This is a genomic window from Butyrivibrio sp. MC2013 (assembly GCF_000424585.1).
Taxonomy (GTDB): domain Bacteria; phylum Bacillota; class Clostridia; order Lachnospirales; family Lachnospiraceae; genus Butyrivibrio.
In genome coordinates this window covers 75,005-99,033 of sequence record NZ_AUKE01000013.1, presented here as the reverse complement: position 1 = coordinate 99,033, position 24,029 = coordinate 75,005, and the positions used below count along the sequence as shown (strand labels likewise).

Annotated in this window: 21 protein-coding genes; 2 read left to right on the top strand and 19 right to left on the bottom strand. The window is 45.3% G+C overall.

Annotation, left to right across the window (positions count from 1 at the left end):
- Positions 1–8: 8 nt before the first annotated feature.
- The 8 genes from G636_RS0109260 to G636_RS19550 form a co-directional block, all read right to left on the bottom strand.
- Complete coding sequence (locus G636_RS0109260) at positions 9–3,434, bottom strand: SIR2 family protein (protein ID WP_026507825.1); 3,426 nt, start codon at positions 3,432–3,434, stop codon at positions 9–11.
- A gap of 34 nt (positions 3,435–3,468) precedes the next feature.
- Entirely contained in the window at positions 3,469–4,032 is a 564-nt protein-coding gene (locus G636_RS0109255; RefSeq protein WP_026507824.1) for a DNA methyltransferase, read from the bottom strand.
- A gap of 59 nt (positions 4,033–4,091) precedes the next feature.
- The gene (locus tag G636_RS0109250; RefSeq protein ID WP_026507823.1) at positions 4,092–4,304 is read right to left on the bottom strand and encodes a helix-turn-helix domain-containing protein; all 213 of its coding nucleotides are present in this window, start codon (positions 4,302–4,304) and stop codon (positions 4,092–4,094) included.
- A 539-nt stretch (positions 4,305–4,843) separates the two neighbouring features.
- Positions 4,844–5,932, bottom strand: coding sequence for a HigA family addiction module antitoxin (locus tag G636_RS0109240; protein WP_026507822.1), 1,089 nt, complete (start codon positions 5,930–5,932; stop codon positions 4,844–4,846).
- Positions 5,901–6,182 (bottom strand): hypothetical protein, encoded by a 282-nt coding sequence (locus G636_RS0109235; protein ID WP_242826949.1) that lies wholly within the window; start codon positions 6,180–6,182, stop codon positions 5,901–5,903. Before G636_RS0109235 ends, G636_RS0109240 begins: the two co-directional genes overlap by 32 nt.
- A gap of 311 nt (positions 6,183–6,493) precedes the next feature.
- Entirely contained in the window at positions 6,494–8,065 is a 1,572-nt protein-coding gene (gene lysS, locus G636_RS0109230; RefSeq protein ID WP_026507820.1) for a lysine--tRNA ligase, read from the bottom strand.
- Positions 8,066–8,141: 76 nt separating this feature from the next.
- Complete coding sequence (gene greA, locus G636_RS0109225) at positions 8,142–8,627, bottom strand: transcription elongation factor GreA (RefSeq protein WP_026507819.1); 486 nt, start codon at positions 8,625–8,627, stop codon at positions 8,142–8,144.
- Between the two features lie 167 nt (positions 8,628–8,794).
- Positions 8,795–9,640: a helix-turn-helix domain-containing protein gene (locus tag G636_RS19550; RefSeq protein WP_051226813.1), complete on the bottom strand. Its 846-nt coding sequence runs from the start codon at positions 9,638–9,640 to the stop codon at positions 8,795–8,797.
- Positions 9,641–9,881: 241 nt separating this feature from the next.
- Between G636_RS19550 and G636_RS0109215 the strand changes: the two genes are divergently transcribed.
- Both G636_RS0109215 and G636_RS0109210 read left to right on the top strand, forming a co-directional pair.
- The gene (locus tag G636_RS0109215; RefSeq protein ID WP_051226811.1) at positions 9,882–11,654 is read left to right on the top strand and encodes an ABC transporter ATP-binding protein; all 1,773 of its coding nucleotides are present in this window, start codon (positions 9,882–9,884) and stop codon (positions 11,652–11,654) included.
- A gap of 108 nt (positions 11,655–11,762) precedes the next feature.
- Entirely contained in the window at positions 11,763–13,592 is a 1,830-nt protein-coding gene (locus G636_RS0109210) for an ABC transporter ATP-binding protein (protein WP_026507817.1), read from the top strand.
- A 55-nt stretch (positions 13,593–13,647) separates the two neighbouring features.
- On the opposite strand, the gene dusB is transcribed toward G636_RS0109210, so the two are convergent.
- The 11 genes from dusB to pfkA form a co-directional block, all read right to left on the bottom strand.
- Positions 13,648–14,637, bottom strand: a complete 990-nt coding sequence (gene dusB / locus G636_RS0109205) for a tRNA dihydrouridine synthase DusB (protein ID WP_035779325.1) — start codon at positions 14,635–14,637, stop codon at positions 13,648–13,650.
- The gene (locus G636_RS18000) at positions 14,627–15,214 is read right to left on the bottom strand and encodes a DUF6145 family protein (protein WP_242826948.1); all 588 of its coding nucleotides are present in this window, start codon (positions 15,212–15,214) and stop codon (positions 14,627–14,629) included. Before G636_RS18000 ends, dusB begins: the two co-directional genes overlap by 11 nt.
- Before the next feature lie 5 nt (positions 15,215–15,219).
- On the bottom strand, positions 15,220–16,020 hold the full coding sequence (locus G636_RS0109195; protein ID WP_026507815.1) for a type III pantothenate kinase: 801 nt from the start codon (positions 16,018–16,020) through the stop codon (positions 15,220–15,222).
- 49 nt (positions 16,021–16,069) lie between these two features.
- Entirely contained in the window at positions 16,070–16,876 is an 807-nt protein-coding gene (locus tag G636_RS17995; RefSeq protein WP_051226808.1) for a biotin--[acetyl-CoA-carboxylase] ligase, read from the bottom strand.
- A gap of 36 nt (positions 16,877–16,912) precedes the next feature.
- A complete protein-coding gene (gene argF, locus G636_RS0109185; protein WP_026507814.1) occupies positions 16,913–17,896 on the bottom strand; it encodes an ornithine carbamoyltransferase in 984 nt (327 codons plus the stop codon).
- Positions 17,897–17,995: 99 nt separating this feature from the next.
- Positions 17,996–18,922, bottom strand: coding sequence for an SPFH domain-containing protein (locus G636_RS0109180; protein WP_035779322.1), 927 nt, complete (start codon positions 18,920–18,922; stop codon positions 17,996–17,998).
- A gap of 60 nt (positions 18,923–18,982) precedes the next feature.
- A complete protein-coding gene (locus tag G636_RS17990) occupies positions 18,983–19,474 on the bottom strand; it encodes an NfeD family protein (protein ID WP_051226806.1) in 492 nt (163 codons plus the stop codon).
- 239 nt (positions 19,475–19,713) lie between these two features.
- Positions 19,714–20,799: a cell wall hydrolase gene (locus G636_RS17985; RefSeq protein ID WP_051226804.1), complete on the bottom strand. Its 1,086-nt coding sequence runs from the start codon at positions 20,797–20,799 to the stop codon at positions 19,714–19,716.
- Between the two features lie 202 nt (positions 20,800–21,001).
- Positions 21,002–21,796 (bottom strand): pyrroline-5-carboxylate reductase, encoded by a 795-nt coding sequence (gene proC / locus G636_RS0109165; protein WP_026507812.1) that lies wholly within the window; start codon positions 21,794–21,796, stop codon positions 21,002–21,004.
- An 88-nt stretch (positions 21,797–21,884) separates the two neighbouring features.
- On the bottom strand, positions 21,885–22,673 hold the full coding sequence (locus tag G636_RS0109160) for a TrmH family RNA methyltransferase (protein ID WP_026507811.1): 789 nt from the start codon (positions 22,671–22,673) through the stop codon (positions 21,885–21,887).
- A gap of 159 nt (positions 22,674–22,832) precedes the next feature.
- Positions 22,833–23,801, bottom strand: coding sequence for a 6-phosphofructokinase (gene pfkA / locus G636_RS0109155; RefSeq protein WP_026507810.1), 969 nt, complete (start codon positions 23,799–23,801; stop codon positions 22,833–22,835).
- Between the last annotated feature and the right edge of the window lie 228 nt (positions 23,802–24,029).

Below are 24,029 nucleotides of genomic sequence, written 5' to 3'. Positions count from 1 at the left end.
TTAGCTCGTTATACTTGAATGTTTTGTTTTAGCAAAGCTTCATCCAAACCCTCTTGTTCTTTTGGTGATAATCCTACTAAATCTTTGACTACATCGCGTATAGAAAAAACAGAGCGATTAAATGAGTTTCCAGCATTCAAAAGCGATATAAGCAATTTGGCTGTACTTTGAGGATACAGGGAAGCATTCCCATTCTCCTTCATTTCATAAAAGATCATGTCATCGACATTTGGTGGAAGATAGCCTTTTGTCATAATATCAACCGCTTCTGGAAAAATGGATTTCATCTTCACAACACACTGCAGAAGGACTATTAGTTCACTATCGGCAGGCTTTTCAGGTTTATTATTCTCTTTCAAATTAACAAAAAATCGTTTTAACCAGGAATCCCACCATTGTTTTTGCATACTGTCTTCCATATTCCAAAGACGATGCTCAATGTCCTTCAAAAACTCTACCCTGTCCTCAAGCGAGGCGTACTTATAGAACCTTGGAACATATTTAGATATAGGATTTGAAATAACATATATTAGCAAAGTTAAGTAGAGTTCCAATAGTCCTTTCCGCACTTCTCCCGTCAACAAAGAAATATGAGTAACTGCTTCATAATATATCTTTGACATTGCATCTGCGACATCACGGTTAAGACTGCGAGAAAACCATACAATTCCTTCCCATGCAGGTGCAAAATCTTGTTCGTCCTTTCCTCTTAACATTGGTTCGCAGTATTTGACTACCCAAGATTTATCTCTATAGAATAAGAAATTAAAATGACCTGCAATAACACAGATTATTATTTTGCGTTCCCAACCAGTAATCAATAATGCGTTTTCCAAAAAAGCCTTATACTCCTTTTTTAATTCATTATTCTCATTGTATGAAATGAGATAAATTAATGATTGAAGAAGTATTCCAACTGTAGAATTAAGCGTATATTCAATAACTCGCTGACACTCAACCTCCTCATCAGTACGTGTGCTCCATACTTTTTCAATTTGCCCAAACATCTGCCCTTCATATTTTTGGTATTCTTTTTTGAACGATTCGCGTTGTACTGTTTTCCAAATTAGCATAGCTATTTCAGAAGAATACATAGCGGAATTCTTTCCTTGTATCAATGCTTCAATCAACTCAATGCTTTCAATGACAGTAAAAGACTCGGATTGGAACCCTCTAAAACAACACTCCCATAGATCTTTGTCAGCATCACTATTGTTCAACAACGAAGAAATCTGAAACGCCCAGGAATAATCATCTCTTATAACTTTTGAAAAAGCTTCCAGTAAGCCATATCTATTCACTTCTACCAAATTGTCGTCTTTATATTCAAGAACTGTTTCATAAGCCCTTTCGAAGCCAAAAGCCTTCAACTCTTCTGCGCTATACGGACTTCTATCTGATCCCCATGAACAAGAAGACATATACATATCCAATTCTGGATGTGGTTCTGGTTCATAATTATGACGGCTAAGAATATCCTTTTTCATAGTGCTAATACGGGTATTAGCTGGGCAGAATGATTCTATCCATACGCACCAGTTGTATTTTTCATACTCATTGTCATCTTCTCGGGGCGTTATTCTTTCAATATGGTCTACTATCTGATCTTTCCTTTCTTCAGATAAATCAACAAAGACTTTTTTTATCAACAAAAATACCTGTTCTTTTCCAACTTTAAAATTGAAATAATCTCCTTTTTCAAACAGATCAAAACTTTCATCTGCTGTAAATACATTAGTTTCACGTAATAGTTTAAGGAATATCTTTCGGGAAAAAATAGATTGAGACTGTAGACCTTCTATAATATATCCGCGAAGGAAATCAGCATCAAAACTTTCGACTGTTTGACATAGTTCTTGCATCTGTTCCACCAAACAATCAACCATCTCTTCGTGATAATTTTCCTCCCTATCTTCGATTACATGCATGTATAGGTCCCAAGGCTCCACAGCATCAGCTGATGAACTAATACACTTATATTTAAAAAAGAGTTCATCTAGTTTAGCCTTAAAAAATGACAAAAGCTCCTTGGAATAGTCTTTATTAGTTCCCCACTGACATTGTTTCCACGACTCTCTTGTAACCCAGGTTTCCCCCCAGAATTTATGTGAATACACAACATCTTCATTAAGCCAGTATTTTCTTACCGGCGTAATTTCTATTCCCCAATATTTTTTATAAAGTAATTCACTTAAATGCAGCTGTTCATTTTCATAGCACCTTTCAATCAAACGATACACTTGATGCGGAGATTGAAAGAATTTTTCGCATAATACTATGTACTCGCCTATGTTGTCGATTGGAAATGAGTTTTCTTCCAAACGCCAAAGAATCTTCTCTGCAAGTTTTGCAGAAACGACATTCGAATGCTTAAATAACAATTTAAAGAAAAGAACATCTTCTTTCCCAACGACTTTATTACATAACCAATCCGCCCAAATCAAATCAAAATTGCTATTAATAATATTACTATGATTACTAAATAGATTATCAAATACACTCTGCTTATCCAAATAATCTATCCAAAACGTATTTCCTTCTATACAATTAGCCAAAATCTGAGCTCGTTCAGTACTTTCTAAACAATACTCAACCTCACTTCCGACTGTTTGATCTCGCGGAGGATTCTTGGCAATTTCATTTAAATACGCCTTCCATTCAAGCAAACTTCTCTTTGCTCTTTCACCGAGTTTTTCTAGACTCTCTACCATTTTGGAAAAAGCATTTTTCGGAAACATAATCGGTTGTATGCCCAAATTGCTCCAACTTTGAGCATTATTATCAGTTAATACATATCTGTTCTGCTTATGTTCGCGCGCCATAGCTCGCGTAAGATACTTCACGATAGTATCATTATAGCTGTATCCAATGAAAATGACCGTGTACGAATCTAACAACTGTGTCAAAAATCTGGACGCGTACCCGTCTGTAAGGTAAGCCTTTCCAAAATCCTCATCAGTTACTACCATATAGCGAGAGCAATTTACATTACCATGAATATGTACAATCCCTGCAAAATCACTCCCGAGAGGCAAAGCGGGCGAATCATACACAGGAATATTGAAACCGCTTGTAACCTGCTCAAACATCTGATCATAGTTTGTCGTAACAATCTTTATATCCTGCGGATTGAGGAATAGGTTTACTATTGCTTTATGTTCGGCATTGTGCGTCTTACAGGAATCAGACAGTATCTTTGCCGCTGTTTCGTTAACCGGTATATCTTTTGCCTTTAATGTCCCAAGAAAAACTTCGCACGCTTCTCCATTTCTTTCAAATGAAGTACCTTCAGCAATCAGATTACATAATTGCTCAAAACTGGGCAGGTTTGTAGGTGCACCCATTGACGCTCCTGCACCAGCAAAAACAACTAAGGAACCACTCTTTATCGCATCCAATATCTGATTTGGGTACTCTATACCACTCAAAAACATACCTTTCTCCTCATATGTTGCTTTTTATTATCTATTATCCGCCCACATGCTGGATGATTAAAAGCTTTTTTGCAAGTCTAAGCCGTCTCTCCATCATTGAAAGCCATTTACTATGTCTATAGACATCATTGCCATCCACATAATCATTATTATATTTCCAATCCCTTGCCCCTGTATTATAAGGAGGATCAATATATATACAATCTACCTTTCCAGCATATAAATATTCCAATAACTGAAGCGCATGATAATTATCTGCTTCAATCAATGTATGCCACAAATCACTATCAGGAGCATTGCACACAGAATCGATTGGTTTTAAATATGGATAAATTGATTCCCCAAATTCTGCCACTCTAACAAGATCATTTTTAGATATTTCTACTGATTCTTCTTCAGAATTTGTTCCGCACAAAACTGTTTCTTCGTTAATCTTTAATGCAATATAGATAGTTTTATTTTCACTTCTATCCCGAAGCATCACCTTGCAGCCAACCTTAATCGGCATATCATAAAGCGGTGTTACTTCAGGTAAATGACTTTCAAAAACCAAACCAAACTTTTTCTGTTTGGCAAGTTTATTGACTTCTCTTTCCAATTTATCACGCAGACTTTCATCTGCAACCTAAGCAATTAAGTCATTGATTGCTGCCATTATTAATCCTCCTGGTCTTCTATATATTCGATAATATCTCCGAAGTCACAATGTAACTCTTTACAGACTCTTTCCAAAACAGTCAAAGCTACTTCTTCATTTTTATTTAGTTTTGTCAAAGTGTTAGGAGCAAGCTCAATTCTCTTGCGTAATTCTGCTCTAGAAATTCCTTTATCAATCAAAAGTTTCCAAAGCTTGTTATACGATACTCCCATATGTCCTCCGTTTTCTCATTGTCAAAGTAAGCGACAAACATGATAAACATTGATAAAACACCATTTAATTATATCACTGGGAAGTATACAATCACAATTAGAACTCTTAATTTCTTGCGAGCCACTTTCGAGTGATACAAGCATGCAACCGTACAAAAAGTTTTATTCGCTTTTTACTTCTATTAGTGATCTATCATATAAATTGCCAAATATGTTTTAGAATGTGTCTTCGCTTTTTCGTTATACCGAAGTGTGAATTATACCGAACACTTATAAAATCTCCAGTATTAGTACCGGCTCTAATCATATTTTTCGGTATAACTATTTGCTGAGTTGAAATCTATTTATCATTTTCTGATCATTTTTCATTTCTCTTTTCGGTATAATTATTGTAAGCGCTTTTTGTTTGGTACTCATGAATGAGGGTTTTCTCCCTGCCAGTGGAATCTCTCCCTTCAAAATTCTTTTGTATCAAAAAAGACATCAGCTAATATCTTAGTCGATGCCCTTTCATAATTATTCAAGTATACACTACAAATTTAAGCCCACTTATATCGAACTTTTTCAGAACTATAGCGATTGTATTCTAACAGCTTCTCGCGTTGAAGCCGCCCGATTACTATATATGGTCTGATGTGCTGACTCTCAGCAAACAATTTGACCGCGCTAAGACTAAAATCCGCACGTCTCACAAATGTCTCATAAGCATTTGAATCAATCAGTCTTGTGCTTGCAAAATCATCAGCTCCTATCTCAATATCAGCGTTTTCATCATAATCAATAAAATTAATGGAACTGTTAACATCGCCATTAACAATATGTCCTAATTCATGAAATAATGAAAACCAAAAGATATCAGCATAGGAACCTCTGATAGTCAAAATCATTTGATAAGTACCATCGTTTTTTTTCGATATAAATCCCTGAACAGGAGCCCCACGGAAGTTTCTAACAACAGAAAAATCTATTCCATATTCCCCAAACAAATCTGTCAGTGATTTTTGTATGGATTCTCCTGCATTACACATGACTGTCTTTGCTTTGAACACGAGTTCATCAATCTTCTCAACATCAAACTTCGTGCTAACATTGCGTTTTTCTCCAGCAATTTGACAAAGTCTAATCCATGCACCCATCACATACGGATCTACCTTGAATTTTGAAGACATTCTTAAAGCACCTTCAGGAACAAGCCCTTTAAGGTTGGCTATATTACTCATCTGAAGAGCCTTCCTTAGAGAAAGAATCGAATCATCCATAGATTCTCTAATTGGCATCTTTCCAATTTCTCTTAGATATTTCACAATATCCTTTAAGCTGCTTCTTGCTACCCTTTCTTCTTCAGTGATTGTTTCTGCCTCATTAGCTTCCAATAACTCAGCATCATAATTTGCCTGCAAATTGATCCAAAAGGATTTCGATACACCCAGAGCATATTCCAATGCAAAAGCAAACTTAGCAGAAATATCTTTTTTTCCTGCTATAACATTACAAACATATGCCGGGGTCACTCCAGTTCTCGCAGCCAACTCCGCCTGAGTTATTCCTCTTTCTTCAAGAATATCGCTTATCGTTTCTCCCGGATGAATAATCAAATCACGGGATATACCAGTTATCTTTGTCGCCATGATAATCACTCACCCCTTCCACTTCAATCTCTTCACAAATTATAACCGTGTCTTGTGTTGCGTTTAATTCTATAATCAACCGTACGTTTGCAGATACATGCAAAGAATATGTAATCTGCTTATATCCAGATAACTGTTCCGGCTTTCCCAACCCCAGAGATAAAAATATCCCAAAATTATCTGCTGCAATTAGCTGATCCATAAGCTTCTTTATTGCACGTACCCATTCAAACGGTAGCTTTTTCTTCATCTTCGAATAATCGGTAAAATACTTTTCAACCTTTTTATTCGCATATGTAATTTTCAATAATGACCACCACCATCCCCCAAATATATATTAACCATTTGGTTAATTGCATTCTATCATCGAAGGATAGACATGTCAATAGCCCCGTCCGGCAACACTGTTACCGGATCAATGTCTCCCCAGGTGCGTCTCTTCCTGGAATAGTACTCTTTTTTGTTGTTTTTTACTTTGTTTATCCTATGAACATTATATAAAGAGCCATTCCTGAATTTCTTCAAGAATGGCTCTCGTTCACTTGTGTTATTTATAATTCCTTATTTATCCTGACTCTTAAGCGCAGGCCACAGCAGCACGTCCCTTATACTTGGGCTGTTGGTCAGCAGCATGCAGAGTCTGTCGATGCCGTAACCAATGCCGCCTGTGGGGGGCATGCCGATCTCCAGGGCGTTGAGGAAGTCTTCGTCGGTGTGCTCGGCTTCTTCGTCGCCTGCTGCCGCATTGGCATCCTGAGCAGCGAAGCGCTCACGCTGGTCGATGGGATCATTGAGCTCGGAGTAGGCGTTGCACATCTCCCAGGTGTTGATGAAGAGCTCAAAGCGCTCTACCTTCTCGGGATCTGTGGGCTTCTTCTTGGTGAGGGGTGAGATAGCGATGGGGTGATCCATGATGAATGTAGGCTGGATCAGCTTCTCTTCGCAGAACTCCTCAAAGAAGAGATTGATGATATCGCCCTTGGTGTGGCGATCCTCATATTCTACGTGGTGCTCATCGGCGATAGCCTTGGCTTCTTCGTCGCTCTTTACAGCATCAAAATCCACACCTGTATATTTCTTGATAGCATCATTCATGGTCAGGCGCTCAAAGGGCTTGCCCAGGTCAATGATGTGATCGCCGTAAGGGATCTGTGTAGTACCGCATACCTTCTCAGCCAGATATCTGAACATGCTCTCTGTGAGCTCCATCATACCTTCATAATCTGTATATGCCTGGTAGAGCTCCATAAGGGTGAATTCAGGATTGTGTCTGGGATCTGTACCCTCATTTCTAAATACCCTGCCGATCTCGTATACTCTCTCAAGACCGCCCACCAGGAGTCTCTTGAGATAGAGCTCCAGGGAGATACGGAGCTTTCTGTCCTCATCCAGTGCATTGTAATGAGTGATAAAGGGTCTGGCTGCAGCGCCGCCGGCATTCTCTACCAGCATGGGAGTCTCTACTTCCATAAAGTCTCTGCCTGCCAGGAAGTTCCTGATCTCGCGAAGGATAGCGCTTCTCTTCTTGAAGGTCTCCTTTACATCCTCATTCATGATCAGGTCTACATATCTCTGCCTGTAACGGATCTCTGTATCTGTCAGTCCGTGGAACTTCTCAGGAAGGGGCATCAGTGACTTGGACAGGAGTGTGAGCTCCTTTGCATGTACTGAGAGCTCTCCGGTCTTGGTCTTGAATACAAAGCCCTTCACACCGATGATATCGCCGATATCCATCTTCTTAAAATCAGCATATGCTTCTTCGCCCAGGTCATTTCTGGATACATATATCTGCATGCGGCCGTCTCTGTCCTGCAGGTTGCAGAAGGAAGCCTTACCCATGACACGCTTGCTCATCATACGGCCTGCGATAGATACGATCTTATCAGCAGGGATAGTATCCCATTCAGGGGTGATGGTCCTGCCATCTTCGCCTACTTCAAGGATAGTCTCAAGCTCCTCAGCTCTCTCCCTGATCTCCTTGGTATGGTGGGTCTGATCATACTTCACTATTACGAAGGGATCCTTGCCCTGAGCTTGGAGTTCAGCGAGCTTATCACGTCTTACCTGACGAAGGCGTCCCACGTTCTGTTCCGGATTCTCCTGCTGTGTGTTCTTCTGATTATTCTCTGACATTTACTTATCTCCCTTACTATCTACATAAAAAAGTCCTGTGTACACACCGGTAAACAGGACTTCGGGTCATACACTATTATGCGCTCTGAGGACGATCGATCTCCAGAACCTTGAACTTGAGCACACCTACCTGGGTCTCTACCTTCACTGTCTGGCCCTTCTTCGCACCCATCAGAGCTCTTCCTACAGGAGACTCATTGGAGATCTTGCCCTTGAGGGAGTCTGCCTCTGATGATCCTACGATCTTGTATTCACATTCCTCATTTAACTCCATGTCCTTGACCCTGACCTTGCAGCCGATGGAGATCCTGTCCAGATTGACTTCATCTTCAACAACGACTTCTGCGTTCTTGAGGATCTTCTCCAGCTCCTCGATCCTGGTCTCTATATCACGCTGCTCATCTTTGGCAGCATCATATTCAGCGTTCTCTGACAGGTCGCCCTGTTCGCGGGCTTCCTTGATCTTCTGAGCTACTTCCTTACGCTTGTTAACCTTGAGATCCTCGAGCTCCATCTCATATGCTCTGAGACCTTCGTATGTCAATACACGCTTCTGTTCCATGGATATTACCTCCTAAAAAATAAGAGACGCTATACTACACATCCCCATATGTCTTCCTATCGTATAAACGATATATAAGATACTTTTGTACGTAGCATTGCCTGTATACAATGCGACTTACGTATTATATCGCCCAATGCCAATAAAATCAATAGGTCTTTTTTAAGCTACTCCATTTTGTAATCACCTGCTGAGATAAACCTGCTGGGGGAGCAGCCCTTGATCTTGCGAAACTGCCTGTTGAAGTGCTCCACGCTCTCATAGCCGCAGCTGGATGCTATATCACCTATGGAGCCTGCATGGTTCTGCAATAGATATGCCGCATATTCGATCCTGGCTGTGATCAGGTCCCTGGTCACAGGTATACCGTATAGAGCCTTGTATATATGCTGAAAGTAGGAGGTGCTCAGGTTCATCTCACCTGCTATCTCATCAACGCTTGATATCCCGGCTGCCACGCCGCCCTGATAGAGCCTGTTCCTGAGACTGTCAAAGGACTGCCTGTAGGATTCCAGGGTAGATGAGGGATAGGCACAGCCAGCATCGCCGCTGCTGCCGCATATGTCGCTGAGCTTATATAAGAGGCTCTTTAAGAGGCAGTCCAGTATCTCATCCCTGGATGGGCCATGCTTTCTAAGCTCCGTTCCTATCAGGCGAAAGAGTATTCCCGCCTCGGTATTGCTCCCCACTACAGCAGGCTCTCCCCAGGGGAGGGATAGGGCATCTATAAAGCTTTCTGCCTCCTGCCTGTGTTCCTCATCTATCTCAAAGTGCATCCAGTCATCTGCATACTCCTCATGGTCCAGGTAGAAGTGCTGGGCCTGGCCCGGCTTATAAAACATATATGCAGGATAAGGGGAGTACCTGGATTCTGCCCCCTCACTGCAGTCATCATAATAGAACCTGTTCCTGATATAGACGATAATATAGGATCCTATGCCCTGGGGCCTGTATATATTCCAGCCCTTTGGATGGACAAAGTTATAGCCTGATGCGATCACTCTAAAAAGCATATGTGGACACCCTTTCTTTTATAAGCCTCAAAGCTCTATCTGTTTTTCCCTGTCACCAACATTTTATAGCAGAAAAGATCAAATGAATAGCAGTTTAAGTCATTGTCTTTATATTTATATGGCGTAACATCTTTATACAGCAATCAGCTTTTGAATTGTCATTCAAAACAGATTTGCGTCTGCTGCGGCAAAGAATATAAAAACATTTTTAATAGGAAATAATGACTAAAAGAGGCATAATATGAGACCCAAATTCAAAGACGAGAGTTTCCGCAGGGCCATGAGATGGTTTTACCAGTTTCTGGCCAAGTACAAATGGAAGATAGTCATGGGACTGGTGCTGGTGACCATTACCAGTATCCTGGCTATAGTCAATCCCAGGATCACGGGATACATAGTAGACAATATCATAGGTGACGGGCGGGATATAGGAGAGAGGTTTGACCTATTACCCAAGGCGCTCCTACTCATGATAGTGGTATCCCTGTCCCAATCACTGATCAGGCTCATCTTCCTATGGAACTTTGAGACCTGCTCCCAGGACATGCTCTATGACATGAGAGACGGCGTGTACAGGAGCCTATTGCAAAAGGACTTTGCCTTTTACAACAGGAACAGGACAGGTGACCTCATGAGCAGGCAGACCGGTGATATGATGGCTATCAGACATTTCGTAGCATTTGTTATATATAATATCTATGAGAATGCCCTGCTCTTTGTCATAGCCCTTGTCATGATCTTCTCCACAGACTACCGCATAGGCCTTGCCATGATCACAGTGCTTCCTATCACAGCACTTATGACCTACCTGCAGTCCAAGACTATCAAGCCCCGCTTCATGCATATCAGAGACCGCTTCTCCTCACTTAATGCTTTTGTCCAGGAGAATATCTCAGGTAACAGGGTAGTACGTGCTTTTGCCAAAGAGGATTATGAGATAGAGAAATTTGACAAAGAAAACGGCATGTACAGAGATGCCGAGCTGGATGCAGCCAAGGTCTGGACTCTATATGTACCTATCTTTGAAGTGCTGGCATCACTCCTGGTGGTGATACTCATGGTAGTGGGCGGCATCATGTGCATACACGGCAGCATGACCCTGGGCAATATGGTCATGATCAACTCCTACCTTTGGATGCTCAATAACCCCTTAAGGATGTTTGGCTGGCTGATCAATGACTATCAGAGGTTCACTACCTCCGTAATGAAGATATATGCCACAGTATCAGAAAAGCCTGATATCCAGAATCCCAGATATCCAAAGTCTGCAAAGCGCATCAAGGGCGAAGTGGAATTTCGCGATGTGTCCTACAAAGTAGAGGGAGAGCCCATACTGGACCATGTGAGCTTCCATGTGCAGCCCGGTCAGACCATAGGTATCCTGGGTGCCACAGGCTCAGGCAAGACTACCATCATGAACCTGATCTGTCGCTTCTTTGACGTGACAGACGGCGAGGTACTCATAGACGGCGCAGACGTGAGAGACCTGCAGCTCCATACACTTAGAGACGGCATAGGCCTGGCCATGCAGGATGTGTTCCTCTTCTCAGACACCATAGAGGGCAACATAGCCTACGGCGATCCCGAATGTACCTTTGAGCAGGTGGAATGGGCTGCAAAAATGGCTGACGCAGACGGCTTTATCAGAGAGATGCCAGACGGCTATGATACCGTAGTAGGCGAGAGAGGCATTGGTCTCTCCGGTGGTCAAAAGCAGCGTATCTCCCTGGCAAGAGCCATTCTCAAAAAGCCTGCCATAGTGATCCTGGACGATACCACCTCAGCCGTGGATATGGAGACTGAGAGCCAGATCCAGCACGACCTCAAGTGCCTGGAGAATGAGACCGTATTTATCATCGCCCAGCGTATTTCCTCACTTAAGGATGCTGATATGATCCTGGTTGTGGAGAACGGCCGTATTACCCAGCAGGGTACCCATGAAGAACTGGTGCAGCAGGAGGGCTACTACAGCACAGTATTCGCCCACCAGTACGGAGACAAGGCAGCCGGCTGAGCCAAATGCTGCAGTATCCTTGCCTCATAACGACTATATAGAGTCTGTCACAGGCTGTAACAGTGATACATCCTGTGACCGACATATCATCTGAAAGGAGCCACCCGGATGGCACGTAATAAGATCAATGAAGATGAAGAGCTGGAGCAATCCTTTGACCTGGCACAGCTCATGCGTCTGGCCCACTATGTAGGGCCCTTTAAGAATAAACTCATACTGGCAGTAGTGATAATGGTCATCAGCAGCGGCCTGTCCATGCTGATCCCCATATTCATCAAAAACGTCATGGATATTGTATCCATCACCAGCTTCACAGGAGACCTGTCCTCAGAGGAAGCCATCAGGCAGATCCTTATATATTCAGGCCTGACACTGCTCATCTCCTGCATATGCGCTTATATCACCAGGCAGAAGATAAAGCTCACCTCCCAGGTAGGCCAGGGCGTCATCTACAACCTGCGAAGAGAGCTCTTCCTGCACCTTCAGGAGCTCCCCTTCTCCTATTTTGATGACAAGCCCCACGGCAAGATCCAGGTAAGAGTAGTCAACTATGTAAATAACCTCTCGGACCTGCTCTCCAACGGTATAGTCAATACCATCACGGACATGTTTTCCATGGTATTCATCGTATTCTTCATGCTATACCTGAATGTGCGCTTCACCCTCATCGTGATGTGCGGCCTTCCCATACTGGTATTCATAGTCCTCTTCGTCAAGAAGAGGCAGCACAGGGCCTGGCAGATCCAGTCCAATAAGCAGTCCAATCTCAATGCCTATATCGCCGAATCGGTGAACGGCATCAGGGTCACCCAGTCCTTTGTACGAGAGGGCTACAACACAGACTTTTTTAACGAGCTCAACAGGCAATCCCGCCGGGCATGGCTGGACGCTGTGAAATACAACTTTATATTAAGGCCTGTCATTGACAATATTAATGTCCTGTCCACAGCAGTGATCTACGTGCTGGGCGTCAGCTGGCTCATAAGGGGCGAGACCCTGATCACAGTAGGTCTCCTCACAGCCTTCACCGGATATGTGGCCCGCTTCTGGCAGCCTATCATGACCCTGGCGAACTTCTACAACTCCCTGCTGACAGCCGTGTCATACCTGGAGAGGATATTCGAGACCATAGATGCTCCTGTCCTTGTAAAGGACAAGGAAGGCGCAGGTATCATGCCACCCATTAAGGGAGACGTATCCTTCAAGGATGTACGCTTCTCCTATGACGATGGCGTAGAGATCCTCCACGGAGTATCCTTTGATGTGAAGGCAGGCGAGAGCTATGCCATAGTAGGTCCCACAGGTGCAGGCAAGAGTACCATAGTGAACCTGATCAGCCGCTTCTACAACCTGGATACCGGCGATATCACCATAGACGGCATCAGCATCAATGATGTGACCATAAGGTCCCTCAGGACCCAGATGGGCGTCATGATGCAGGACAGCTTCATCTTCTCCGGTACCATCATGGACAATATCCGATACGGCAGAAAAGAAGCCACTGACGAAGAAGTAATAGCTGCCGCAAAGACTGTATGTGCCCACGACTTTATCATGTCATTAGAGGACGGCTACAATACCCAGGTAAATGAGCGAGGCTCCAGACTATCAGCCGGTCAGCGCCAGCTCATATCCTTTGCAAGAGCGGTCCTTGCTAATCCCCGCATCCTGATCCTGGACGAAGCTACTGCAGCCATTGATACAGAGACTGAGATCCTCTTGCAGCAGGGCCTCTCCCGTATGCTGCAGGGCAGGACCAGCTTCATCATAGCCCACAGACTCTCCACCATCAGAGGCGCAGACTGCATCCTATATGTAGACCATGGCGTCATCGAGGAGATGGGCACCCACGACGAGCTGATGCAAATAGAGGGTGGCATGTACAGAAGTCTGTATGAATCTCAATATGACTTTTTGAAAGATAGCGTAAGTGCGTGAGATAATACAAGAGCCGCAGAGATAGTAATACCTCTGCGGCTCTTATTATTTCGTCCTATACACCGAATATCTCTCTGCAAATCTCTTCCAGGCTAGCCATATCCTCTACGCTGCTCACCAGGTTTCTGAGTCTGGCTGATCCGGGGATACCTGCACTGTACCAGGCTACGTGCTTTCTGATCTCACGTACAGCTATATATTCGCCCTTTACCTCATTCATCAGCCTGGCATGTCTGATGATCATATCGTAAATCTCGCGGCTGGATGGTCTCTCAGGGATACCCATGCCCTGCATGCCTGCAGCTATCTCTCTGAAGATCCAGGGATTACCCCTGGCTCCCCTTGCTATCATGACTCCGTCGCATCCTGTCTCATCTATGAGCTTTATGGCAGAAGCTGCATCTGTCACATCTCCGTTACCTATGACGGGTATGGATACCGCTTCCCTAACCCTACGGATAATGGACCAGTCTGCGTGACCGCTATAGAACTGCTCTCTGGTCCTGCCATGCACTGCTATGGCAGAGGCTCCTGCCTCCTCTGCTGCCAGAGCGCACTCTACGGCATTGATATTCTTCTCTGTATAGCCCTTTCTGATCTTCACCGTCACAGGCTTGTCACTGGCCCTTACAGCAGCCGCCACTATCTCTCCTATGAGAGATGGGTTCTTCATAAGGGCAGAGCCCTCGCCGTTGCCTGTGACCTTGGGCACAGGGCAGCCCATATTGATATCCAGGATATCATAGTCTATATCCGAGATCTCTCCTATGGCCTGTGCTATCACATCGGGCTCTGAGCCAAAGAGCTGCAGTGCCACCGGATGCTCATCGCTATGCACTGCCATGAGCTCTCTGGTCTTCTTGTTATGATAGGTTATGGCTTTGGCGCTTACCATCTCCATGACCACCAGGCCTGCCCCCTGCTCATGGCAGAGTAAACGAAATGGCAGGTCGGTTACCCCTGCCATTGGTCCCAAAACCAGATTATTGGGGATCTCTACATCCCCTATTTTAAATGGATGATAATAATTTGAATTAGTCTTCATCGTCAGTCTCATCTTCTGTGAGCAGTACTTCTTCCAGGCTCTGATGGAGCACGATCACCTTGTAATATGACTCCAGTGCCTTGAACATATCCTGGCGCTGCCTGCGGATCTCGCCTATGAGGAGGCCTGCGCTGACTTCATCATAAGTGATATCCTCTTCATCGGCATTGGTCTCCATGGTGATGCTGCCATCCTCTTCAAACTCAATGGTAAATACGCCGCCGGCGTTCTGGGTATAGAGCACACTGATAATGCGCAGCTCCTTTTGGATACTCTCAGGTACCTTTTTGAAGAGGGGATTAAAGTAATACTTTTCCTCATATGCATTGGCACCGCAGAGCACGATCCTGCCGCTGGAGGATACGCTGCCCAGCATGCCGTCCTCAGTGACGATATCAATGGACTGTACCTCTTCGCCGCTGTCAGCATTGATGACCTTGCCTGTCTCCTTATTGATGATCAGGTGCTGGGGCTTTCTCTTTTGACCTTCAAGAGTCTCTTGAGGAATGGCTGCGTCCACGTCTCTATCTACAGAAGGCTCTTTTTTTTCACTATTTACATTCTCATTATTTGACATATCTATTAATCCTCGTATGCACTTTCCTTGGGCTTGGTCCTGCAGTTCTTCTCATATAGGATCCTCAAGCCTTCCAGGGTCAGGCAGGGATCGTACTCATCTATCTCGGGGATGTCATCTACCAGCATCCTGCCAAGGCCGCCTGTGGCGATGACCTTCATATTCTTGAGGCCCGATTCCTCTCTCATCCGGTCTATGATATACCTGGTCTGGCCTATCTGTCCATACATAAGGCCGGCCTGCATAGACGACACAGTCTCCTTGGCCAGTATGGAAGCGGGCTTTCTGATCTCGATCTCAGGGAGCTTGGCAGTATCTTCCCAAAGAGCTCTGGCCGATATCCTGATACCGGGAGAGATGACGCCTGTGAAGAACTCGCCCTTCTCGTTGATGATCTCGTAGGTAGTGGCTGTACCAAAGTCGATGACCATGACAGGGCCGCCGTAGATCTCATATCCTGCAACAGCATCTACGATAAGGTCGGGCCCTATCTCCTTGGGATTCTCGGTTGTGATCCTGATGCCGGTCTTGATGCCGGGACCCACTATATAGGGTCTCTTGCCCAGGTACTTGATAATGGAGCTCACAAATGCGTGCATGACCTGAGGTACAACAGAGCTTATGATAACACCATCTATCTCATCCTTGTCAATATCATTGGCTCTAAGCAGCGCCAGGAGATTGATCCCGTACTCATCTGAAGTGCGGGGACTCTGGGACATCATGCGAAAGAGGGCCCTGAGCTCCTTTTTCTCATATACTCCAAATGTAAAATTGGTATTACCTATATCTACTACTAAGATCATGCCACTCACAGCATTTGCCTCCTGATCTGATTCTATTGTGATACTCTAACTATACATATCCGTAGAGTCCCCTTACAGAGACTTCTCCGGCATAGACTCTCTCTGTGCTGCCATCTGCGCGCCTGACTATGAGTTCGCCTCCGTCTCCTGTGCCTACAGCCTCTGCCTGGTATTCCCCGGCGGGGTCCAGGACCCTCACTGTCTCCCCCAGGTTCAGGAGCCTGTCCTCATAAGCTTTTCTCAGGCCTGCCATGGAGCAGCTCTCTTTAAAGATATTATAATCCTTTTCAAAAGCATTCATAGCTGCAGCGATGAGCCTGCTCCTGTCTACGCTCTTTCCCGTCTGAGTCAGGATAGAGCCAGCCATATCCCTGATATCCTCAGCAAAGACCTGCTGCCTCACATTGATGCCCGCTCCTATTATGACATAATATTCTCCCCCTCCCGGGGCTATATGGAGCTCTGTGAGTATCCCGCAGACCTTTCTCCTCTCAAGGACTATGTCGTTGGGCCATTTGATCATGGCTCTACACTCTGCCAGCTCTTCAATGGCCTTTGCTATGGCAAGTCCCATGACAGGCGTGAGCATAGGTGCCTTATCTGCCGGAAAAGATGGCCGCAGAAGAAGGCTCATGGCTATATTATCCCCCGGGGGAGTATGCCAGTGCCTGCCATTCCTGCCTCTTCCAAGGGTCTGCTCCTTGGCCAGGACAACAGTCCCTTCGGGAGCACCTCTTTTAGCCAATTCCCTTATATCATCATTGGTGGAGCCTGTCCGGTCCTTGATAATGATATTGCGGCCCATGACCCCGGTCTTTATATTTTTTAATATATCTTTATCTGTCAGATCCTGCATATCACCAACCTGCCTGCAAAAGAACTATAATCTGCATCACAGTGTAGCATACATTACAGCCTTAATGGTATGCATGCGGTTCTCAGCTTCGTCAAATACCAGTGACCTCTCAGATGTGAAGACCTCATCTGTCACTTCCATATCGTCCAGGCCAAATTTCTCCTTGATCTTGACCCCCATCTTGGTATTAAGGTCATGATAGGAGGGCAGGCAGTGCATAAATACGGCGCCCTCTCCTGCATTGTCCATGATATCCATAGTCACCTTATAAGGAGACAGGTCAGCAATCCTCTCTTCCCATACATCATCGGGCTCGCCCATGGATACCCAGATATCGGTAGCTATTACGTCAGCACCCTTGCTGGCAGCAATGGGATCTTCAAAGAAGTCGATCTGGCCGCCTGTAGTCTCAGCAATCCTGATGCACTCGTCTGTCAACTCCTTGGAAGGGAAGTACTTCTTGTTGGATACTGCTGTGAAGTGCATACCCATCTTGGCACAGGCTACCATCAGTGAATTGCCTGTATTGTACCTGGCATCGCCAAAATAGCACAGGTGTATGCCCTTAAGGTGTCCAAAATGCTCTCTGATAGTCAGAAGGTCAGCCAGCATCTGTGTGGGATGAAATTCATTGGTCAGGCCGTTCCATACAGGTACGTCCGAATGCTCTGCCAGCTCTTCCACAATAGTCTGCTCAAAGCCCCTGTATTCTATACCGTCAAACATACGGGAGAGGACCTTGGCTGTATCTGCTATGGATTCCTTGTGGCCTATCTGGGATGCAACAGGGTCCAGATAAGTAGAACCCATGCCCAGATCGTGAGCTGCCACTTCAAAAGCACACCTGGTCCTGGTACTGGTCTTTTCGAATATCAATGCCACGTTCTTGGTAGGATATACAGCATGAGCCTCGCCCCTTTTCTTCTTGTCCTTGAGCTCAGCTGCCAGATCCAAAAGATACTCAATCTCCTCAGGTGTATAATCCAGGAGCTTTAGAAAATCACGTCCCTTTAAGTTAATTTCGCCCATTTCTCTCATTCCTTTCCCTTTATGATAAACAGTTCACTACAATAAAAAAGCTGACTGTATAAAAATACAGTCAGCTTAGTATACCATATATCAAGCCTTGGGGGCATCTCCTGCCACAACCTCTTTAAGTGAGGATGCAAGACCTGCAATTCCCTGGATATCCGAAGGGATGATGAGCTTGGTAGCCTGGCCGTTTGCAGCCTTCTCGAAGGCTTCAAGGCTCTTGAGTGTGAGTACTGCCTTATCAGCGCCGGCTTCCTTGACATAGCGGATACCGTCTGCATTAGCTTCCTGGACGCTTCTGATAGCCTGTGCATGACCTTCAGCTTCGCGGATCTCCTTTTCCTTCTGAGCTTCAGCTGCAAGGATTGTAGCCTGCTTCTTTGCTTCAGCTTCCAGGATCTGGGATTCCTTCTTACCTTCTGCTACAAGGATAGTAGCCTTCTTTTCACCTTCTGCGCGGAGAATAGCTTCACGTCTCTCACGCTCTGCCTTCATCTGCTTCTCCATGGCGTCACGGATAGCAGCGGGAGGATTGATGTTCTTGAGCTCTACTCTGGTTACCTTGATACCCCAAGGGTCTGTAGCGATATCCAGTGCGGAACGCATCTGAGTATTGATAGTCTCACGGCTGGTCAGTGTCTGGTCCAGCTCCATCTCACCGATGATATTACGAAGAGTGGTAGCTGTCAGTGTCTCGATAGCCATCAGAGGATTCTCTACACGGTATGTATAGAGCTTGGGATCTGTGATCATGAAGAACACAACTGAATCGATCTGCATTGTTACGTTATCCTTGGTGATAACGGGCTGAGGGGGGAAGTCACATACCTGCTCCTTGAGGTTGACCCTCTTGGCAACCTTATCCATAAAAGGCATCAGAATGTGAAGACCTGCGCCCCATGTGCTCTGGTAGGTTCCCAGCCTCTCAACCATGTATGCATATGACTGAGGTACTACTCTGATACATGATGCCAGAAATGCCAGCAAAATGATCACGATTACAAAAAATATCATATATATCTCCTTCCTGCCGATTTTTCGGCACACCTTTTTCAATAATATCTTATCTGATATTTACTGACCTATAAAGCCCTGACCCTGAACTGTGGTCTGTCCCGCTACCGTCTCAGGAACCTTCTCAACTATGAGCTTGACACCTTCTACAGCTCTGATGATCACAGTGCTGTCCTTGTCTATACTGACGTTATTATCAGCAGACCTTGCCATCCACTCCATACCGTCAATCTTCACATGTCCGGACTCTGTAAGATTGTCAATTCTCTCTGTTACTATGGCCTTTCTCCCTGCCATAGCTTCCACATTGGTCCTGACACGGTTCCTGTTAAAATATTTAACTGCCAGAGGTCTCACCGTAAGCAGGATAGCTACGGATACCACTATAAAGACTACTATCTGCACCGCCAGCGGAAGACCTATTGCTGCAGCTCCGCATGCGATCAGCGCGCCGCAGGCAAACCATATACTTGTAAGAGACGTGGATATCACTTCAAATACTGCAAGTATAATAGTGAGGATCAGCCAGATCATAACCATACTCGTTTCCATCATCCTTCCTCCTTCCTACATGATATGACACAGAATATATGTGTTTTCTATATGTCTTTAGTATATCAGAATATAGTTTTAATAAAAGGGCAATTATAGCAAAAAGAAAGGGCTTATACCCCCAAAAGCACGAAAAACGGAGACCAAAATAGTCTCCGTTTAGGATGCACTTATATGAAGTGTTCACAGGATGTGAACCGCCATGCTCAGAAGTGCACGGATGCACTTCTATGGCGTTTTTACCAAAATACGTGTCCGCCGATCACCTGGCCGTCGTGGCGCCCCGCTCTCTTAAAGTGAGTAGCTCCGCCAACATAGGTCTCGCCGTTGATAGCGGCCTGTGCTGCCTGCAGGCAGGAATCGGATATGTTGCCATTGTAGACGCTTGCAACCTTGCCGTTTAGGGCAGGTGTAAACTGTCCTGAAGCATATATTACTGAGTGGATGGTATTGGGATAACCACCGCTCTTTACTCTGTTCATAACAACCGCGCCCACGGATACCTTGCCTTCATAAGGCTGATTGCCCGCCTCGCATACGATAAGCGCTGCCAGGAGCCTTACTTCATCTGCATTGGCATCTACTCTGCCGCGGTTCCTCTTAAGCTCTGCCTGTCTCTCTTCCTCTTCCCTCTTGTGGATCTCCGCCATAGTCTCGCCGGAGTCGATCCTAAAGGTCACGGATACATAATCGGACTGCACATAGCCTACTTCATCATCATATTCCACACTGGTCCAGCCGTTGTCCTGCTCCTCGATGACATCCAGTGAATCTCCCCTGGTCAGTACTGCCATGGAATCTGCATGCACGCTGTCATCGTCTCTAAGGTAGAGAGCATCACAGTCTACTGTGATAATGGTACTTCCCACTTCTGCAGCCAGTTCCTGAGCATCCTCTCCAAAGAGAAGATAATCATCCTTGGCCCAGCCTACCAGATTGCCGGACTCGATCTTGGTCCAGCCGTTCTTCTGTTCCAGGATCCTGCCGCCGCAATCCTTGTACAGGATACCTGCCTTGGCACCGTCCTCGCTTGGATCTGTTCTGACATTCATCGCTTTGTTGACATTCGCCATGACCAGATCGGAGCTGTCTCCCTCGACAAACTCTCTATGAGAGCCCGCCGCTTCTGCGTTCACCGATATCGTCTCAGCCAATTCGGCAGCTTCTTCAAGCTGCTCCATGGCAGGAGCCTCGTTGCCGGTATATCCCAGCATTGCAGCGACTCCGACACCGGACGCCTGAGCTTTAATTGGTGCAGTCATGCCGTACAGGCTTGCACCGATCATCATCCCCAGGAACAGAACGCATGCTCTGTTCTTTTTCATAAGTTATAGTCCCCTTACGTGTATCAAAACCCTGTAAATAGTGGATCTGACAAGATGTATTACGATCTCAGTAACAAATCGCAATTTCTATCTTAACAGTGAGGGGCAAAATTGTCAAATTTTGGTAATTATTGCTTGTTTTTGCAACAATATATAAAATAATCAAGATAACCCACCACCTTCAGGTGATGGGCGGCGCTTTTTAGAGCTGTCTGCTCTTGTCTATGCAGGCCTTGATAGCATCCATGACTGTACCTCTAAAGGCCTTTTCCTCCAGTGTATGAACAGCTGCTATGGTAGTACCTCCCGGGGAGCATACCATATCCTTGAGTTCTCCGGGATGCTTGCCTGTCTCCAGTACCATCTTGGCGCTGCCAAGGAGTGACTGAGCTGCAAACTGATAAGCCTGCTGCCTGCTCATGCCTCCCTCTACAGCCGCATCTGCCATAGCCTCTATAAACATAAATGCATAAGCCGGGCTGGAGCCTGATACGCCTACTACCACGTCCATCAGGTTCTCATTTACCACACTGGCCTTGCCAATACTCTCAAATATACTCATCACAAAGCTCAGATCCTGGTCGGATATCAGCTCATTCCTGCACACTGCAGTGCAGCCTTCTCCCACCAGAGCGGGTGTATTGGGCATAGCGCGTATCAGACGGATTTTTTTCTCAAAGGCATTCTCTATCCACTTGATGGTCTTGCCTGCAGCAATAGAGATGATCAGCTTGGAATCATCCACATCATCCATGATCTCAGCGATCACCTGCTTGAAATACTGAGGCTTTACAGCCAGTACGATGACATCAGCTTCCTGAGCCACCTTCCTGTTGGAATCCCTGACACCGATGCCAAATGCCCCTGCTACCCTCTCTCTTGTTTCCTTGGTAGCAGCAGAGCCTATGATATCCTCAGCTCCTACGATCTCCTTTTTGAGTATTCCTCCTATGATGGCCTTTGCCATGTTACCCAGTCCGATAAAACCTATTACCATTTTGATATCCTCCTCAATCTAGACTTATATTATTGATGGACCCTGCATAAGCCTTCAGCTTTGCGGGGTTCTGAACATACATGACAGCTTATATTCCTCTTTGCCTCATGGCTTCAAAGGACAGTATGGCTGCAGATACAGCTGCATTAAGGGATTCCGCCTGTCCCTTCATGGGAATGATAAGATAGCCTCCTGCTGCATCTGCGCTCTCCTTTTTAAGGCCGTTGCCTTCATTACCTATAAGGAAGGCAACAGGCCCCGTCAGATCCGTATCATATACAGACTTGTCCGCCTTAAGATGCGCCGCATAGCTGACTATACCCTTCTCTCTGAGGGACGCGATAGTTTCTACTATATTATCAGTATATCTGTATGGTTGTCTGAATATAGCTCCCATGGTAGACCTGACCACCTTGGGGCTAAAGAGATCGACGCAGCCCCTTGTCATATATATACCGCTGACGCCTGCTGCCTCTGCAGTCCTGAATATAGTGCCCATATTGCCGGGATCCTGGATGTCCTCCAGTATCAATATAAGAGGATCAGCTGCGTCTGTGATGACGCTCTCCTCATACTCCTTCTGCCTGACAAGGCAGAGTATACCCTGAGGCGTTGTGGTATCCGACATCTTGTTAAATACCTGGTCAGACACTGCTTCATAACCGCAGGGCAGGCTCTCCACATAGGCTCTGTCCTCATCCGACATATCCCTGATAAATGACTCTGACAGATATGCGGATATGAGGAGGTCAAAGGGTACCTCACGTGCCATACGGATGCCCTCCACCACAAAGACCTTGTCCTTCCTGCGCAGCCGCGGCTTTGCTATGTATGCAGCTATTTTCTTGACCTTATCATTGGTAGCACTGGTTATCATATTATACCTCGGTATCGTTGTTACAGGATGCACTTCTATGTCGTATGTTACAGGATGTAACTCGACATGTTCAGAAGTGCATGGATGCACTTCTATGTCGTATGAAAAGAAGCTCCCTGTGCAGGAAGCTTCTCATTAGTCGAATTATGTTTTTAAGGATTATAAAATCCTAGCAATCTGATACTGATATTCATCAATATCCTTGGTCATTGACAGAGCTTCCTCGATATCAAAATCCTGGAACTTGCCATCGCGATAGCCTACAACCCTGTTGGACTTGCCCTCAGCCATGATATCTGCTGCAAAGCAGCCCATGTAAGAAGCATACACACGGTCCTTACATGTAGGTGAACCACCACGCTGCATGTAACCCAGGATTGTAGCTCTGGTCTCGATACCTGTAGCTGCCTCGATCCTGCGGGCCATGGATGTGGAATGGCCGATACCCTCAGCATTGATGATGATGTGGTGAGTCTTGCCACGCTTACGGTTGTCAATGATATTGTCGATGACCTTCTGCTCATTAAAGTCATATTTCTCAGGGATCAGGATGTCATCACCGCCGTTGGCGATAGTACACCAAAGAGCGATATAACCTGCATGACGACCCATAACCTCGATGATAGAGCATCTCTCATGAGATGAAGATGTATCACGTACCTTATCTATAGCTGACATCGCTGTATTAATGGCAGTGTCAAAACCGATAGTATATTCGGTGCAAGCGATATCCAGATCGATAGTGCCGGGAAGGCCAATTGTATTGATACCCTGACGGGCCAGAGCCTGAGCTCCACGATAAGAACCGTCACCACCTATTACGATAACGCCGTCTATGCCATGCTTTCTGCAGATCTCAGCACCCTTGGCCTGACCCTCTGCAGTCTTGAACTCCATACATCTGGCTGTACCAAGGATAGTACCGCCTCTCTGTATGATATCTGAAACCGAATGACGGTCCATCTCAATAAAGTCCTCGTTAAGAAGACCCTGATAACCCTTCTTGATACCTACTACCTGAAGTCCATTAGCAATAGACTTACGTACAACTGCACGGATTGCGGCATTCATTCCGGGTGCGTCACCACCACTGGTCAATACACCGATTTTCTTAATTTGTTTGTCCACGATTTCCCTTCCTTCTTGCGCTGCTTAAGTAGTCCCTCGGAAGCACCATCTGCCCAGGGCCTCCGAAGAAAAAATGCTCTTACTCAGCATGCCCCTTTATTGCATTTTTTCACATATACGATATAAGTTTAGCGCAAGATTATCTCTTGTGCAATGGACCTTCTTTATTTTTATACGTATTTTTTATCTTGATTTATGTTAAGATAAAGCTGTTAGCGGGGGAAAAGA